Here is a 16,305-nt window from a genome sequence, read left to right as displayed (position 1 = left end):
GGCCTTCACCTATAACTAATTCTCATTATAAACGTCGCGGGTATAGACTTTCGCCTGTACATCGCGCAATTCTTCCGTAGCCCGGTTGGCCAGAATAACGTCACTCATCGCCTTAAAGCGCTCAAAGTCATGTTCCACCCGGTAGCCTTCAAAGCTATCTTCATCCAGGCGTGGTTCATAAATAATCACATCCAAGCCTTCTGCCCGCAACAGCTTCATAATGTCTCCAATTGCAGCCTGGCGGAAGTTGTCTGACCCCATCTTCATTGTCAGACGATAGACACCAACGGTTTGCGGCTTTTGGCTAAGGACTTGTTGGGCTATAAATTCCTTGCGGGTAGCATTCGATTCGACAATGGCGCGAATGAGATTATTCGGCACGTCTTCATAATTCGCCAACAACTGCTTCGTATCCTTCGGCAAACAATAACCCCCGTAGCCAAAGGAAGGATTATTATAATAGTCACCAATCCGCGGATCCAAACTCACCCCATCAATAATTTGCTGGGTATTCAAGCCCTTCGATTCCGCATAAGTATCCAGTTCATTAAAGTAAGACACACGCAAGGCCAAATACGTATTAGCAAAAAGCTTAATCGCTTCAGCTTCCGTAGAATCAACTAGCAGAATCGGAATGTCTGCTTTAAGTGCACCTTCCGCTAATAAATCAGCAATAAGCTGCCCCCGCTCACCACGGTCGCCTACAATGATGCGCGACGGGTATAAATTGTCCTGCAAGGCACGCCCTTCCCGAAGAAACTCCGGCGAGAAGATAATGCGATCAGTTTGATAGCGCTCGCGGATACTTTCTGTATATCCGACCGGCACCGTTGACTTAATTACAATATTTGCGTGGTCGTTGCGCTGGAAGACCTCATCCAGGACGGCCTCAATTGAGGATGTGTCGAAGTAATTCGTCTCCTCGTCATAGTTCGTTGGTGTAGAGATAATGACCAAGTCAGTCTCATCATAAGCCACACCTGGATCGGTCGTTGCTTGTAAATTCAGTTCGTGTTCCCGTAAGTAAGTTGAAATTTCCTCATCTTGGATAGGTGAAATTCCTTGATTAATTAAATCCACTTTCGCTTGCATTAAATCCATTGCAATGACAGGATTATTCTGCGCAAGCAGAACGGCATTGGATAAACCGACATAGCCAGTACCGGCAATGGTAATCTTCATGTGGCTACCTCCTACATTTCTTTTCTATGCTCTGTATTATAGCACAATTCAGTTATAAAGGGGGTTGGTAAGTCATGTGACAGATTCGGCCAAGTCTTTGACCCAACACAAGCGTTTCACCGCGAACCCCCCTTGGATTCGCCAATCGGCCTCCTTTAGCTAGCAGTCTCAAAGATACCTTGCCTGGCCTCAGTTAATTCGTATTGCTAATTCCAGCTCATCCACGCTTCCAGTAGCTTCCCCTGGACTAGAGCTAAACTTATCAAACTAGAAATAAACGCATCGAAGTAATTGGGTGTAAATCACTTCGATGCGTTTGGTTTAGGGATTATTTAGTTGAGTTCTTGGTGAATGGTGTTGGTGACTTCTGCCAGCGATGCTTCGTCAGGAATATCATAGTACACGCCATCGATCATTTCGCCGGTACCGTAAAGTTGATAGGTTTCTACTGTTTTAATGGAGCCACCGATACTTGTCGCAATATCGATAAAGTCCGTTAACGAGACACTCATCTCGAGGTTGTCGTTGAGAGCCATGCCGACACGACCTAGGCGCAAGACGTCTGCCACGCCCATGCTTGTCACTTCCTCATATATGGCAACTAGAATATCGCGTTGGCGTTCTTGACGAGCGTAGTCGCCACCAGATGTATAGCGTTCACGCGCATATTGCAAGGCCATGTTCCCGTCTAAGGTTGTTGTTTGTCCTTCGGTAAAGTCATAGCCACCGATCGAGAAAGATACAGGTGGGGTAACTTCAATGCCGCCAATGGTATCCACAATTTCTTGAATGCCCGCCATGTTCACGACAATGTAATGATCCAGTTGAATATCTAATAATTGATTCACGGCCTCCATCGTCAACTCTGCCCCACCAAATGCATATGCGTGGTTGATTTTATCCATGCCGTACCCTGGAATATCCACATAAGTATCCCGGGGAATGCTAGTCAACGTTACCCGACCCGTCCCTGGGTTCACGGTCGCTACCATAATAACGTCCGAACGCCCATGATCCGTCCGTCCTTCAGCGCCCGTATCCGTCCCCAATAATAGTACAGACATTGTGTCCCCATTCACGGACTCTTCCGCTGACACCTGTGGCATGACAAAGCCAAGACAGCACAGCACCATCAAGACCATTACTATAAATCGCTTCATCTCTACATCCTCCTATTTCCTAAAAAAGTTAAAGCTCCATTTTTTGCGCCGAGGGGCAGCTATAACCTCCGGCTTGGCAAAGGTTTGGCCGTTAATAATTGCCCGGGATCGCTGTTTATATATATCAACCTGTTCGCTCCCGTATTCTTCTTCCATCAATCGATAGGCGGCTTGGAAATGGAAAGAACGCCATTCAACACTATGGGCATCGGACGAGAAGATGTGAACTAAATTCCGCTCAATCATCTGCTTTGATACAGCCCGAAACTCTTCACCGAAATTGCCAATATAAGATGACGTCGTCAACTGTCCAAGACAGCCTAATTCAATAAATTCCTGATAGTAATTTAAGTCGCTCATAAATACTTTGTTGCGCTCAGGGTGGGCAATAATCGGAATACTCCCCTGCTCTACTAACACACTCAAGGTCTCATAGGCAAAGTCTGGCACCGTCAACGTTGGCATCTCCACTAAATAGTACAAGCCGCCACCATCCAAAGACAGCAAGTTCCCTGAATATAACTCATCCAGAAAGGCCTCGGTTAAGCGTATTTCCTGGCCAGGATACACCTTCAACGCTATGCCATGCGCGTCATATAAAGCTTGAAGCTGCTCTGTTTTCTCGACGACGCTAGCAGCTGGGTTAACATATTGGCCGTTCAAATGATGCGGGGTAATCACCGAGTGCTCCACACCTTCCTGGACAGCCTCACGGGCTAAAGCTAATGTATCTGCCTCATTCTGCGCCCCATCATCTACTCCCGGGAGCAGATGACTATGTAGATCAATAATCATACCTCACTCCATTCTAATGGACTCTTCATCCAGTCTTTGAGCTTTTACCGATTAAACTTGCCCCATTATACCAGAAATTCGCCCTTATGAACATTACTTAAAGTAAAGGACTTAGAAAAATCACACATTCATCCCAATAAGTGATGAACTTTCAGCGAAAATTGAATAAAAGCGATGATTGTCCTTGATACTGCCCTGCAACTGTCCCTGATAGAAGCCTTGCTAACTGCTTTTGAGCTGGGCAAGAGGTTTTGCAAGTGCATTAAATAAACACTCATCCGTTAAGCTTTGAGACGAGACGTAATTTCTTATGGGCCTTTGCCATCATCCTACAAGATGTTTCCTAGCCTTAACCTATATAGATCAGCTGCCTCATCCACCCAAGACAAAGAAACGCCTTGACCGGATTAGTCAAAGTGTTTCTCGCTATATTTATCTTAAAGAATCCCTTGCTCAGCTAACTTACCGAAGAAGTAAGCAATTTGGTCACGCCAAGCTGGCCAATCGTGGGGTACGTCGTGGCCCCAGTAGTCGAACCATCCTGGAATGCCTTTGGCTCGGAAAGCGTCTTCTAAACGACGTGTATCCGCAATGTGCGGTCCTTCCCAGTCGCCTTGGCCGACAGAGACGATATAGTGATTCTGACGGTATTGGTCTAAGAACCATTCATCTTGCATATTCCACAGATAGTCAATCGGTGAGTTCTCATAAACAGCAATGTCACTACCGTAATCTCCTGTGAAGAAGCGCGCATCATACACCCCACTCATCGCAAGGACAACGCCGAAAACATCCGGGTGGCGCAAGCCGAAGTTGATGGAGTGATAAGCACCCATGCTGGCACCTGTGACCATAATTTTACCTTGCCAGTTTGATTCATGGCGGATGAGTGGTAAGAATTCATGAATGATGTATTTATCGTATTGGTTATGTGCTAAGGCTTGGTCATGAGCACTCTTATGCTCAGCTAGCCAAGACTCAGAATCCACCGAGCTCGGTGTATAGAATTGCACACGACCTTCATTGATATAAGACTCAACCGAACGAATCATATCAAAATCCGCAAACTCATCTTTACTTCCACCGGAAGATGGGAAGACAATTACCGGAATACCCGCGTGACCGTATTTGTTGAAGTACATCTCCCGTCCTAAATGACCACTATAGTGACTTCTGCTTTCGAAATGCATACATTACCTCCTAGTTACGTTTCGCCCGAATGAAGTTCATCACTTCAAGGAGCTTATCTTCTTTCTCACTGCGAACAATAAACCCGATGTCTCCCATCACGTGGGCAAAGATACTTGGTTGCCATACATCGCTAATTACATAGTCAGGATAGGTTGCATAAATATCTTCTTTGCTGTGAGCATAATTTAAATGATTATGGCGTGAGACATACGCCGCATAATACGGACGGTTCAAAGGGGCTTGGAATTCATTGGTTTGAAGCATTCTAGCATAGAGATCAAAGATGTCAAACGAATTCGCATAATTCCAAAGGTCAACCGTATAGCCACCTGGTGGACGGCAGTTCAATTCCAACATCATCAGCGTATTATCCTTAAGACGGAATAATTCGAAATGGAAGAAGCGTTCCTTGAAGCCAAAAGCCTTCACAGCTTTCAGACCCACTTCGCGAATATCAGCCGGCACCTCGCGTTCAATGAAGAAGTACATATCATTCCCGTCTAAGGTGTCCAAGACCGGGCGGTCATGGGTAATTGACGAATCGAACACTACATTCCCATCGCGGTCAACCAAGCCGTCATAAGTTACCACATTACCGGAGATATACTCCTCCATAATATAGCTGACGTCCTCTTTCTTCTGCTCGAAGAATGCCTCCAGCTCTTTAGGAGTCTTAATCTTCCAGGTGTCACTGGCTCCAACCCCTGAATCCGGCTTAACAATAACCGGATAGCCGAGTTGCTTGACTAATTTCTTCGCGTCCTTCATATCTGTAAAGACACGTCCTTTAGCTACCGGCAACTTGGCCTTGCGGAAGACTTCTTTCATCTTCGATTTGTACTTAATCTGGTCCATATCCGCCGGCTTCATTCCAGGAATATTAAAGTCTTCACGTAATTGCGCATCCTGAACTAACCAGTGCTCATTATGCGACTCAAGGAAGTCAATCTTACCGTATTTAAAAGCAAAGTAAGCTACCGCACGATAGACTTGTTCATAATCTTCCATGTCATCCACACGGTAGTACTCTGTCATCGCATGTTTTAATGGCTCCGTTAATTCATCATAGGGGGCATCCGCAATTCCAAGCACTCGAAAGCCATTCTCTGCAAGACGCACCGTGAACGGCTCGAAGTTACTTGGGAAATGCGGCGATATCATAATGTAGTTTAATGGTTCACCCATTTCCTCACTCCTTACGTTTAAAAAATTACTTAAACACAGTATACCACAGAATTCCAATTATTCTCATTTCTTTTTAATTATTTTAAGATAAATATTTTTTGATGGATGCAAAAGAAGGTGAACTGTTATATAAATCCTAAATTCCCGACACACATAACGATGAAACCTCAACAAAAGCGAGAATGACAGCTTTTGTTGAGGTTTTTAATGCATTATACCTCGTTACGCGTTATCGTTCATAACGAGGTGAGTATAATGGCTATCATAAATCAATATGACAAACGCTCTGGAATTACATATGTTTATGAATCAATATCTTGGTGGGATTCCGAGAAACAACGATCCCGCTCTAAGCGGAAATTAATTGGTAAGCGAGACCCCGAAACAGGTGAGGTTGTTCCTACCGATGGACGAAATCGCAAAGCGAAAGAACGTCTTAAACAAGCTCATCAAGAACGAATTCAATCCATTTCACGCAAACATTATGGCGCGACTTATTTATTACAGAAAATAGCCCGTAAAACGGGTGTACTTAACGACTTAAAAGCAATCTTCCCAGAACACTACCAAGCCTATTTAAATTTAGCTTATTATTTGGTTTTGGCGGCAAATAGTTCCATGAGACATTATGAAAGCTAGGCTCAAGACCACTATGTGATTGAAGAGAAACCTCTAACATCGCAAGGAATTTCGGAACTGTTCAGTCAAGTCGTCGAAGAACATAAACAACGCTTCTTCCGTGCACAATTGAAGCGATTCGATGAAGCAGAATATTGGGCTATGACACCACAACGATATCTAGTTATCCCAAGATGCTTGAATACGTACAACATGGCTATTATAAAGAGCATGAGCAATTACCACAACTCAATTTAGCGTATGTCTACGGTGAGAAGATGGGTTTACCCATCATGTATCGGCCATTATCTAGAAACACGCCAGATGTGAAGACACTTCCCTGGTTATTAAGTGTATTCGATGGTTTTGACCTGGAGTCTATTCAGCTAGTAATGGACCGAGGGTTTTATCGTCGAAAATCTATTGAAGAACTATGTGAGAACAAAATCACGTTTATTATGGGGACCAAGATGTCCTTATCCTATGTTAAGAAAGCAATGAGTCAGCTCCTTGAACTGATGGAGCAATTTCAAAACTATGATGTGGTTCATCGTGGCTATGCCCAATCGATACAACTCAACCATGAATTTAAGGCAGCAGAGACTGCTTATTATCCAATGTTAGGAGATAATACATTTGTGACATAAAACAAACAAAAAAAGAGACCCCTTTGGTATGATAGATGTGCAATCAAAAATCATCCAAGGAGGATCTCTCATATGTCTATTATAACAGAAGGAATGAAACATCGCGAACGAATTGTTAAGTATGCTATAAAAGTGAATAATAATGCTCTTGCAGCGAGAAAGTATCACACATCCCGTCAATATGTTCAAAGATGGCGGAAGCGATACGATGGGACGATTGAATCCCTTCGAAAGAAGTCAACTCGCCCTAAATCTCATCCTAATCAGCACACACAGATTGAATTAGAGTTAATCAAGCATAACTATCGATACCATAGGCATCGAGGATTAGCCCACGTCTATCGTAAATGTAGGGATAAGGGCTATACTAGAAGCTATGATTCTATGTGTCGTCAAATACGGAAAATGGACTTAAAACCTCCTGTATATGTCAAGTGAAAAAGGGACCACCTTTTGGGTCAATGTAACGGCTTAGGCTAATTTTTGAAAAGTTAGTTAAGAAGAAAGTGTCTCAGCGTTTCATACCTCCTTTTGGCTGGCTTGCGCCTCCTTCCAGGCACTGGTCTGCTTCATCCGATAACTCTCCCCTCGCATGTCCACAACATGCGCCTTAAAGGCTAAACGATCCACCAGGGCTCCCGTTAAGGTCGGGTCTTTAAAGCATTCCTGCCAGCGATCAAAGGTAAGGTTCGTCGTAATCATTGTAGAGCCCTTTCCCATCCGATTAGAAAGAAGATTAAACAGAAGCTCAGCCCCGGCTTCATCAAAGGATAAATAACCTAATTCATCGACAATCAAGAGATCGACCTTATTTAATCGCTGTTTGAAGCGATAAAATTGACTTTGCGTGACGGCCTCTCTTAATTCAATAACAAGATTTGGGGCATTTACGAACTGTACATGATAATTCTGCAGACAGGCCTCCATGCCAAGACCAATGCTAAAATGCGTCTTCCCTGTTCCAGGGTTGCCAATAAGAATGACGTTCTGTTTCTCTTGAATAAAATTCAGGGTCTTTAATTCGCGTAGTTGTTGGCGAACACCTTCCTTAAACACTTTCTCGTCAAAGTCCATCAGGTACTTCTTTTGGCTAAACTTGGCCTGTCGAATCCTTCTTTGATAGCTTCGATTTCGACGTTGTTCCACCTCCTCTGTCAATATCTCTGTGAGGGCTTCTTCCAAATCCAGTCCGCGACTCGTATATTCCAGGAGCAGGTGTTGGTAATTTTCCTTCAGATAGGGAAGTTTTAGTTCATTAGCGGCTTCTGCGATTGTTAACATAAGCTTTCCTCCAAACCATAGAGAGCATTTAATTGATGGAGCGTTGCTTCTGTCTGATGAAGAATCGCCTCCTGATTTTTAGGAACACCCTCATTTTCCGTTGTGACACGTTGCACCAACTGATCATAGGCCAATTGCTGGCACAAAGCCTCTCCACTGAGGCTATGGTATTTCTCAAGTTGTTCTATGAATTCTTTAGGGTGTCCGCTATAATATTTATGATAGAGTGTTTCCAAGCCGGGGGTTTGTTGAAGAACCAGCGAGTGTTCCAGAGCACCAGGTTTCTTCTTGAGGGTTTTGATATAGTGACTGATATCAAGCTGAAACCCATGGGAACCCTCTATTTTATTATGCCTGGCCACTTCTTGTTCATTGGCATAAACCACGAGATAATCGGCATAAGCCTTGATCTGAACTCGCTTCCCTACCAAGTAGTCAGGGACAGAATACTGATTCTTCTGATAATGAATCGTGGCATACTTTGTGACGCTGAGCTGACAAAGTTCTGCCAGTTCAAAGGGAGGACGGTATTTAAGAAGGTGGCCTTTTTCTTCTTCCAAACGACTCTCTTGATTCAAAGTCCGTAAGGACTCTTCCAAATGCTGGCGAGCTTCATCTAAAGATTGAAATTGATATTTTTTGGTGAAACAGTTTTGTCTGACATGCTTTACACGACTCTCTACTGTTCCCTTCTCATTCCCACTGAAGCAATTGGTGACATTAATATTAAACCCATAATAAGTGGCTAATTGGATGAGTTGGGGGTTTAGCTCCTTTTCATTACGCCCAATAAAACGAGTGACCACATTTCTCATATTGTCATAGACAAGCTCCGCATACACCCCACCCAGGTTTTCAAAAAATCGCACATGCGCATCCTGAAAGACAGCTTTTTTCTGGTTGGTATAGAGGTAAGCCCAGTAATAATCTGAAGCAGGGCTAGCCCACACAGCGAGATAATAGGTTTTAACCACGCCCTCAATTTCTAATTTGACCTCTCCAAAATCGAACTCCACCCGTGCACCCAATGCATAATTTTACTTGATAAAAGCCTCTTTAGCTTTCACTTTCATTTTTGACCAGTAATGAGCGACTGTCCGGTATTTAATCGCATACCCTTCCTCTGCTAGGATTTCATAAACAGCCTTAGCCGTTAGTGCTTGTTTATGAGGTCCTAGCCTTCGATCCTTTTCTCTTTCTTTTTCCAGTAACTCGCTCATTCTAGCTTCCACCTCTGGTGTAAAGGTTCTTTTTTTCCGATTGGAAGTATCATATTTTCTTTCTAAGACTAATTGCTCGGTTGCTGCTTCGATTTCTTTCTCATTTTGAGCGTCATCCAAAGCATCTATACCTGCTTGGTATCGATCCCTTATTCTTCGAACCGTTTTTCTATCAATGTCCATGTCTCTGCTAATTTTCCTAATGGATTCCCCATTTCTAAAACGGTGAATCACTTCGAATTCTTTATTGATACGAATCACTCCTTGGCACCTCCATCTATAATACGTTTATTATAGATGGGAAGGTATGGCAAGTGGTCCCTTTTTGAATAGCAATTTACCCCGAAGGTGGTCCCTTTTTAGATTACAACAAACAGAAGAACTATGTGAGAACAAAATCACGTTTATTATGGGGCCAAGATGTCCTTATCCTATGTTAAGAAAGCAATGAGTCAGCCCTTGAACCGATGGAGCAATTTCAAAACTATGATATGGTTCATCGGGTCTATGCCCAATCGATACAACTCAACCATGAATTTAAGGCAGCAGAGACTGCTTATTATCCAATGACTTTACATATATATTACGATGCTCACCGAGCTTCTGATGAAAGAGAGTCTTTTGACAAACAACTGGTTGAGTGGCAAATACTTGCTGAAAAAGACCCAGCTACGTTCGATGCACAGAAAGAAGCTGGGAACTATTTAACGAGAGAAGGCCAAAGTCTCAAGGTTAATCACGATGCAATCAAAGAGAAGAAAGCTCGGATGGGATACTTTGCGTTATTGTCCAACTCTTCATTATCAAGTAGTGAGGTACTCGACAACTATCGTCGAAAAGATGTTGTGGAAAAGGCCTTTAGCGACATCAAAGATCGCTTAAATATGAGACGTGTTAAGGTATCCTCCAATCGATCCCTCGAAGGAAAACTATTTGTTCAGCATCTTGCACTCATATTAATAGCGTATATTCAACGTGAAATGAAAGAGAGTCAATTAAACAAGACATATACGATGGAAGATATTTTGATTCACTTAAATCGCATTAAAGGTTACTGGGATGAAGAATTTGGTCTAACCATTGGTAAGATATTGGAAAAACAAGAAGAGATATACAGAGGATTAAAAATAGCCCCACTAGTTTAATTGGTGGGAGTATCCTCGTTATGTGTGTCGGGAATTTAGGATAAATTAGTCGAAAATTAGCCACAAACACAAAAAAGCACTCTCCGCATTTGGAAAGTGCTTTGAAATATTGATACACCAACGATTAACGTTTAGAGAATTGTGGTGCTTTACGAGCTTTCTTAAGACCAGCTTTCTTACGCTCAACCATACGAGGGTCACGCGTTAATAAGCCAGCGCGTTTTAAAGCTGGACGGAAATCTGGATCAACATTTAAGAGTGCACGAGCGATACCGTGACGGATTGCACCCGCTTGACCAGAAACACCGCCACCTTGAACGTTTACTAATACATCGTATGTACCTAATGTTTCAGTAACGTTTAAAGGTTGCTTAATCACTTCGTGTAAGTGAGGGAATGGGATGTATTCAGCCAATGATTTACCATTGATGTTGAATTCACCAGTTCCAGGCACTAAACGAACACGAGCAGATGCATTTTTACGACGACCTGTTCCTAAGTATTGTACTTTAGCCATGTATTATTCCCTCCTTATTAGAATACTAATTCTTTGATGTCTAATGCTTGTGGTTGTTGAGCTGCATGATTGTGCTCGCTACCACGGTAAACATGCAATTTAGTAAATTGCTTGCGACCTAAGCGTGTATCTGGAAGCATACCTTTGACAGATAATTCCACTAAACGCTCTGGATTCTTCTCACGCATCACGCCAGCTGGGGTAGATTTTAATCCACCTGGATGACCTGAATGACGGTGATACATCTTATCAGATGCTTTCTTACCTGTTAATTCAACTTGTTCCGCATTAATTACCACAACGAAGTCACCTGTATCTACATGGGGTGTGTAAGAAGGTTTGTTCTTACCACGTAGGATAGATGCAACAACTGTTGATAAACGTCCTAAAGGAATGCCTGCCGCATCGATTAGAACCCAGTTGCGTTCAACTTCATTTTTCTTAGCCATATATGTTTGACGCACGATGTTTTCCTCCAATATCATTCTTTGTTTGACAATACTATTGAGTTTCCGGGGCTCTATAGTGGGGCAAACAATACCGTCCATTATTGTACATTGCCCATCCCCTCAAAGTCAACCCCTTCTTTCCAAAAAATCCAAAATTTTCTCCTCTGAATGCCTTACATCGTTCCTGTGTATGCCAAGAAGACGCTATAGCGATTAGGGCCGCTCCTAATTGTTTGAGTGGCAAGGCGCATAGCCTCAACCGACCATAGTTTATTCCCACAACCTATCTTATTAAGGGGGGGTGCCCTGACTTTCGCTTAGATAACTGACGCAATTAGCTCCTACCCACAAATTTCTCGGGAGTTTGACACTTCCATTTCATAAGAACCCTCCAAAAGCCTGTCATGGCTTTATTTTTTTGTCAAATTTCGCTTGAAATAATTGCGTACTATTTCGTACTATGTTATAATTAGCTTAAGAATAATGCTCGGAGGTGTTAATATGCGTGTGAAAATAAGTCAATCAAAAAACTCAATTTCCTATTCCATCATCAAAGACGTCATGAAAAATGGCAAAAAAACTACAAAAATTGTGGAAACTTTAGGAAATTACGACGAAATCAAAGCGAAATATCCTGATCAAGAGCCTCTCGAATGGGCAAAAGCTTATGCCAAGAAATTAACGAAAGAAGAAAAAGAAGGAAAGACACGTATTATTTCAGTTTTTGATCGCAGTAAACTGATCGAGTACCAGCACCGACCCCTCAAAGAGATTACCTATTTGTACGTTCAAAATATATTGTCATTACTTAAACTGGATAACTTTCTTGAAAAGATTGAGGCAAAATCACATCTTTCGTTCTCGCTATTTGACGTATTGACCATGCTCGTGACGAATCGCATGGTTGAACCCACCTCAAAACGTAGTGCCTATGCACAAGCTCAAAGCTATCTTGAACCACCTACTTTTCAGCAGCATCACATATATCGTGCATTGGAGCATCTTGCAGCATATTCAGAAGCTCTCCAATCCCATATCTATAAAGAGAGTGCTATGCACGTGGAACGAAACAATCACATTCTTTATTATGATTGCACTAATTTCTTCTTTGAAATTGAAGAAGAGGATGGGAAGCGAAAGTATGGGAAGTCAAAAGAAAACCGCCCAAATCCAATTATCCAGATGGGACTCTTTATGGATGGTTCGGGCTTTCCTTTAGCTTTTAGTCTATTTGGAGGCAACGAAAATGAACAGCCTTCCTTACAACCTTTGGAAAAAAGAATTCTAAAAGATTTTAAGCTATCTAAATTTGTCGTCTGTACAGATGCGGGTCTATCCTCAACAAATAATCGTCGCTTTAATTCGATAAAAAACAGAGCGTTTATTACCACGCAATCTCTAAAGAAATTAAAGAAAGTCGAGAAAGATTGGGCTCTATCCCCTCTTGGTTGGAAGACGTTTTCCAGCAATAAAACATATAATTTGAACGAAATTGATGACCTAGAAAACGATACACGAATTTACTATAAAGAACGATGGTATAAGCAAGACCCTACACTAGAGGAAAAAAAGAAAGGTGTCCAGCCACTTGAGCAAAAAATGATTGTGACCTATTCACCTAAATATGATCGTTACCAAAAAGAAATCCGAAATAAACAAATTGACAGAGCTATTAAAAAGATGGGGCAAAAAGATCCTACAAAAAATAGTAATCCAAACAGTCCGGCCCGCTTTATTCAACAAGTCAATATTACACAAAATGGTGAGGTGGCTGATGAATCTGTATATACACTCAATGAGAAGAAAATTGCCGAAGAAGCTAAATATGATGGCTTTTATTGCGTGTGCACTAATTTAGAAGGCGATACTGAAAAAATCGTTGCAATTAATCACCAGCGCTGGGAAATAGAAGAAAGTTTCCGGATAATGAAAACAGAATTTAAAGCACGACCTGTTTATCTACATCGTGAAACTCGTATAGAGGCTCACTTCTTAGTCTGTTTTATTGCCCTTCTTGTGTATCGTATCGTCTCCCAATTATTAGGCGATCAATATACTTGTTCTGAGATTTTACAATGCTTAGAAGAGATGAGATGGTTTGAAATACAAGGCGAGGGATATATCCCTGCGTATCAACGTACACCTTTAACGGATCAGTTACATTCTATCTTTCCTTTTCGAACAGACTATCAATTTATTGGTGACAAAGAATTTAATAAGATAAAAAAACTTTCTGCCTCAGGTAAAATAAACAAATAGTACGCTTTTTTCAGCAAAAAGAAAACCGCCTAAAAGACTGTAAAATCAGGCTTATAGGCGGTTTTTTGCTTTTGAAAGTGTCAAAGACGAGATTGTACATTGCCCATCCCCTCAAAGTCAACCCCTTCTTTCCAAAAAATCCAAAATTTTCTCCTCTGAATGCCTTACATCGTTCCTGTGTATGCCAAGAAGACGCTATAGCGATTAGGGCCGCTCCTAATTGTTTGAGTGGCAAGGCGCATAGCCTCAACCGACCATAGTTTATTCCCACAACCTATCTTATTAAGGGGGGGTGCCCTGACTTTCGCTTAGATAACTGACGCAATTAGCTCCTACCCACAAATTTCTCGCTTACACTTTCGACTTCGCACGCCTTTGTCAGCTACGTTCACCCGAGCCTACCCTGCTCGCCACTTCGGCCCAAATAAAAAAGAAGCCTCAAGCAACTTGCGTTACTCGGGGCTTTCAGTCTCATTGTCAACAACTATCATGATTGAGGGCTAGAGTCAGCTGAAGTTTCATCAACGCTTGCTTCTGCTTCTTCAGATGAAGCGCCGGAACTGTCTGATTCGCTAGGTTCTCCCGCTCCGCGTTCGACACCCGTTGGGTTCGACACAATCAGGGTACCGTTGACGATTTCACTTTGGGCAGGGATTTTGTTCCATTGGCGTAAATCGTCCTCGCTAATATTATATTCTTCTGCAATTTGGCGGAGTGTTTCGCCTGGTTTGACCTCGTGGAATTCTGGTTCTGGGTCAGATACGATTAATTGATCGCCTGCTTCAATTGCTTCAGCTTGGGCAGACGTTAAGTCGTTCCATGTTTCAATTAGCTTCGAGGTTGTATTGTATTTGCTTGCGATGGCCGCAATATCTTCCCCCGCTTCGACGGTATGAATTGTTGGCACGAAGGCTGGGTTAGATACGTAGAGTTCTTGGCCAACCATTAAGGTATCGTCGTCTAAATCGTTCCAAATTCTCAAGGATTCAGCTGAAATACCATATTGATCTGCAATGCGCCAAATATTCTCCCCTAAAGCAACGGTATGTGTTCTTGGTCGAGCACGTTCTGGTAATTTCGATAAGTCTACCCGAATCCGTTCGCCATTATTTGTTTCCGCAACGGTTGCTTCTTCTGTCGTTGAAACTGGACCATTCGGTGAGACGATTAAGTCCGTGCCAACTGTTAAGTAATCACTCGATAGACCGTTCCATGACATGATATCTGCTACGGTTGACCCGTATGCCACAGCTAAGTCATACAAGGTGTCGCCAGGTTGAACCGTATGCACAGTCCCGCCTGAAATCTGTGCCTCAGCCGTATAAGACGGCTCATAACTTGGTACATTCACCGGGCCGTTCGGTACAAGAAGCGCATCGCCCACATTGAGCCACGTGCTAGATAAGCCATTCGTTGCCATCAAAGCATCAACTGTTGTGCCATAGGCTTGAGCAATCGTAGACAAGGTCTCGCCAGAAGATACGCTGTGGTAATTCGACCAATTCGACACTGGGCCTGTGTAGTAAGAGCCAGAATAATCGTAAGACGGTGAGGTATAAGCATAGCCACTTGGAATAGCTAGCTGTTCACCCACATAAATCCAACTGCTGGCAATATTATTGTAAGCCGCCAACTGATCGACGCTTAAACCGTATGCTTGAGCAATGGTTGACAAGGTTTCCCCTGCTTGAACCGTGTGGTAGCCACCGACCGCGGGTGTTTCATAACTCAAATAGCTATCATCGCTGTAGCCCGCACCCGAACTTCCTTCATAAATATATAAATTCATCCCCACATCAAGATAGTCTGATGACAAGCCATTCCAAGCCATCAGCTCTTCCACGCTCACACCATAAGCGTTCGCAATAGATAAGAGATATTCGCCTGGTTGAACGGTATGGACAGTTTGTGCTGAGACTGAACCTGTTGCGCCAAGTAGCGTTAGGGAGGTTAACAATGATAGTGCAATTTTGCGATATTTAAACGTCATAATACCGTAACTCCTTTTCTTTGTAGTTTCCACTCCTTATTATTTTACCATCAAAAGGCCCATAATTAAAGGAAAAGCCACCACTTTAATCAAAAAGTAATCTAACTGCAATCTTCTAACGCTTGAGCTTTTCAAAGGCAGATCAATTTAGCTCATTAGCCAAATCTCCGCTCGACTCATCAAAGAAATGGCGGAATACTTGATTGACACGCACTTGGTGCGGCAGGGCTAGACGATACCAATGGGTGGGTTTGGGGCCAACGTATCCATAAATAGGCGAGCGGTTTATCCCGCCCAAGGCTTCGCTACACTGAATGACCGTAAAGCGGTCGAGCACCATGCCTGCATGCGCAACTTCTTCACCTTGGGCTGAGAGAAAAACGTCGCCTTTCTGGATATTATGATAGCGAATAGGTTGCAGCAATTGCCCTTCATACAAATACAAATCTGACAAATCGCCTAAGGGCGTATCCGCCGATAGAAAGCCTCCCACAATCAAAGCTGCGTAAAGGGCAGCCGGGCCATCATAAGAGAAAGGTCCTAGGCGATGTTCCTGGGAATAAGTAATGCGCCCGATGCGTTCCATATACCACTCAAGAGCGTGATAACGACTTGGCATGCGATTCGTCTCCTTTCTAATATTCTGATTATATTATATATCACTTT

16 protein-coding genes and 1 pseudogene are annotated in these 16,305 nt (G+C 42.8%); 5 read left to right on the top strand and 12 right to left on the bottom strand.

Annotation, left to right across the window (positions count from 1 at the left end):
* Positions 1–15 precede the first annotated feature (15 nt).
* From CL176_RS00960 to CL176_RS00940, 5 genes are all read right to left on the bottom strand, one after another.
* The gene (locus tag CL176_RS00960; protein WP_118989635.1) at positions 16–1,182 is read right to left on the bottom strand and encodes a nucleotide sugar dehydrogenase; all 1,167 of its coding nucleotides are present in this window, start codon (positions 1,180–1,182) and stop codon (positions 16–18) included.
* A 332-nt stretch (positions 1,183–1,514) separates the two neighbouring features.
* A complete protein-coding gene (locus tag CL176_RS00955; RefSeq protein ID WP_118989634.1) occupies positions 1,515–2,342 on the bottom strand; it encodes an LCP family protein in 828 nt (275 codons plus the stop codon).
* Positions 2,343–2,354: 12 nt separating this feature from the next.
* On the bottom strand, positions 2,355–3,137 hold the full coding sequence (locus CL176_RS00950) for a tyrosine-protein phosphatase (protein WP_118989633.1): 783 nt from the start codon (positions 3,135–3,137) through the stop codon (positions 2,355–2,357).
* Positions 3,138–3,574: 437 nt separating this feature from the next.
* Positions 3,575–4,327 carry an esterase family protein gene (locus tag CL176_RS00945; RefSeq protein WP_118989632.1) on the bottom strand — a complete coding sequence of 251 codons (753 nt, stop codon included), beginning with the start codon at positions 4,325–4,327 and terminating at the stop codon, positions 3,575–3,577.
* A 10-nt stretch (positions 4,328–4,337) separates the two neighbouring features.
* Complete coding sequence (locus tag CL176_RS00940) at positions 4,338–5,513, bottom strand: ATP-grasp domain-containing protein (protein WP_118989631.1); 1,176 nt, start codon at positions 5,511–5,513, stop codon at positions 4,338–4,340.
* Positions 5,514–5,768: 255 nt separating this feature from the next.
* Between CL176_RS00940 and CL176_RS00935 the strand changes: the two genes are divergently transcribed.
* The 3 genes and pseudogenes from CL176_RS00935 to CL176_RS00925 all read left to right on the top strand — a co-directional run.
* On the top strand, positions 5,769–6,152 hold the full coding sequence (locus CL176_RS00935) for a hypothetical protein (RefSeq protein WP_118989630.1): 384 nt from the start codon (positions 5,769–5,771) through the stop codon (positions 6,150–6,152).
* Positions 6,153–6,325: 173 nt separating this feature from the next.
* Positions 6,326–6,778: a transposase gene (locus CL176_RS00930; RefSeq protein ID WP_162890749.1), complete on the top strand. Its 453-nt coding sequence runs from the start codon at positions 6,326–6,328 to the stop codon at positions 6,776–6,778.
* Positions 6,779–6,850: 72 nt separating this feature from the next.
* Positions 6,851–7,195 (top strand): annotated as a pseudogene (locus CL176_RS00925) (helix-turn-helix domain-containing protein); the annotation flags it as partial.
* Between the two features lie 102 nt (positions 7,196–7,297).
* On the opposite strand, the gene istB reads toward CL176_RS00925, so the two are convergent.
* Genes istB through CL176_RS00910 form a run of 3 tightly spaced genes read right to left on the bottom strand, consistent with a single transcriptional unit; the run spans position 7,298 to position 9,540 of the window.
* Positions 7,298–8,059: an IS21-like element helper ATPase IstB gene (istB, locus tag CL176_RS00920; protein ID WP_118989628.1), complete on the bottom strand. Its 762-nt coding sequence runs from the start codon at positions 8,057–8,059 to the stop codon at positions 7,298–7,300.
* The gene (locus tag CL176_RS00915) at positions 8,053–9,075 is read right to left on the bottom strand and encodes a Mu transposase domain-containing protein (RefSeq protein ID WP_162890748.1); all 1,023 of its coding nucleotides are present in this window, start codon (positions 9,073–9,075) and stop codon (positions 8,053–8,055) included. The genes istB and CL176_RS00915 overlap by 7 nt, the downstream gene beginning before the upstream one ends.
* A 21-nt stretch (positions 9,076–9,096) precedes the next feature.
* Entirely contained in the window at positions 9,097–9,540 is a 444-nt protein-coding gene (locus tag CL176_RS00910) for a helix-turn-helix domain-containing protein (protein WP_118989626.1), read from the bottom strand.
* Positions 9,541–9,746: 206 nt separating this feature from the next.
* On the opposite strand from CL176_RS00910, the gene CL176_RS00905 reads away from it, so the two are divergent.
* Positions 9,747–10,424 carry an IS1634 family transposase gene (locus CL176_RS00905; protein ID WP_118989625.1) on the top strand — a complete coding sequence of 226 codons (678 nt, stop codon included), beginning with the start codon at positions 9,747–9,749 and terminating at the stop codon, positions 10,422–10,424.
* Positions 10,425–10,548: 124 nt separating this feature from the next.
* On the opposite strand, the gene rpsI is transcribed toward CL176_RS00905, so the two are convergent.
* Both rpsI and rplM read right to left on the bottom strand, forming a co-directional pair.
* Positions 10,549–10,941, bottom strand: a complete 393-nt coding sequence (gene rpsI, locus CL176_RS00900; RefSeq protein ID WP_118989624.1) for a 30S ribosomal protein S9 — start codon at positions 10,939–10,941, stop codon at positions 10,549–10,551.
* A gap of 17 nt (positions 10,942–10,958) precedes the next feature.
* Positions 10,959–11,405 (bottom strand): 50S ribosomal protein L13, encoded by a 447-nt coding sequence (gene rplM, locus CL176_RS00895; protein WP_118989623.1) that lies wholly within the window; start codon positions 11,403–11,405, stop codon positions 10,959–10,961.
* Between the two features lie 486 nt (positions 11,406–11,891).
* Between rplM and CL176_RS00890 the strand changes: the two genes are divergently transcribed.
* On the top strand, positions 11,892–13,649 hold the full coding sequence (locus CL176_RS00890) for an IS1634 family transposase (RefSeq protein WP_118989622.1): 1,758 nt from the start codon (positions 11,892–11,894) through the stop codon (positions 13,647–13,649).
* Between the two features lie 487 nt (positions 13,650–14,136).
* Here CL176_RS00890 and CL176_RS00885 read toward each other — a convergent pair whose 3' ends face one another.
* The gene (locus CL176_RS00885) at positions 14,137–15,639 is read right to left on the bottom strand and encodes a LysM peptidoglycan-binding domain-containing protein (protein ID WP_118989621.1); all 1,503 of its coding nucleotides are present in this window, start codon (positions 15,637–15,639) and stop codon (positions 14,137–14,139) included.
* A gap of 142 nt (positions 15,640–15,781) precedes the next feature.
* Complete coding sequence (locus CL176_RS00880; RefSeq protein WP_118989620.1) at positions 15,782–16,258, bottom strand: peptidoglycan amidohydrolase family protein; 477 nt, start codon at positions 16,256–16,258, stop codon at positions 15,782–15,784.
* Positions 16,259–16,305 lie beyond the last annotated feature (47 nt).

It is taken from the genome of Suicoccus acidiformans, assembly GCF_003546865.1.
In the GTDB taxonomy this organism is placed as follows: Bacteria; Bacillota; Bacilli; order Lactobacillales; family Aerococcaceae; genus Suicoccus; species Suicoccus acidiformans.
This window is presented reverse-complemented; position numbering and strand designations above follow the sequence as displayed.

Coding starts and splice junctions, on each gene's coding strand:
- CL176_RS00905 (WP_118989625.1), top strand. CDS start 9,747: ATGGAGCAATTTCAAAACTATGATATGGTTCATCGGGTCTATGCCCAA.
- CL176_RS00950 (WP_118989633.1), bottom strand. CDS start 3,137: ATGATTATTGATCTACATAGTCATCTGCTCCCGGGAGTAGATGATGGG.
- CL176_RS00890 (WP_118989622.1), top strand. CDS start 11,892: ATGCGTGTGAAAATAAGTCAATCAAAAAACTCAATTTCCTATTCCATC.
- CL176_RS00940 (WP_118989631.1), bottom strand. CDS start 5,513: ATGGGTGAACCATTAAACTACATTATGATATCGCCGCATTTCCCAAGT.
- CL176_RS00960 (WP_118989635.1), bottom strand. CDS start 1,182: ATGAAGATTACCATTGCCGGTACTGGCTATGTCGGTTTATCCAATGCC.
- CL176_RS00880 (WP_118989620.1), bottom strand. CDS start 16,258: ATGCCAAGTCGTTATCACGCTCTTGAGTGGTATATGGAACGCATCGGG.
- CL176_RS00935 (WP_118989630.1), top strand. CDS start 5,769: ATGGCTATCATAAATCAATATGACAAACGCTCTGGAATTACATATGTT.
- CL176_RS00945 (WP_118989632.1), bottom strand. CDS start 4,327: ATGCATTTCGAAAGCAGAAGTCACTATAGTGGTCATTTAGGACGGGAG.
- rpsI (WP_118989624.1), bottom strand. CDS start 10,941: ATGGCTAAAGTACAATACTTAGGAACAGGTCGTCGTAAAAATGCATCT.
- CL176_RS00955 (WP_118989634.1), bottom strand. CDS start 2,342: ATGAAGCGATTTATAGTAATGGTCTTGATGGTGCTGTGCTGTCTTGGC.
- CL176_RS00885 (WP_118989621.1), bottom strand. CDS start 15,639: ATGACGTTTAAATATCGCAAAATTGCACTATCATTGTTAACCTCCCTA.
- CL176_RS00930 (WP_162890749.1), top strand. CDS start 6,326: ATGCTTGAATACGTACAACATGGCTATTATAAAGAGCATGAGCAATTA.
- istB (WP_118989628.1), bottom strand. CDS start 8,059: ATGTTAACAATCGCAGAAGCCGCTAATGAACTAAAACTTCCCTATCTG.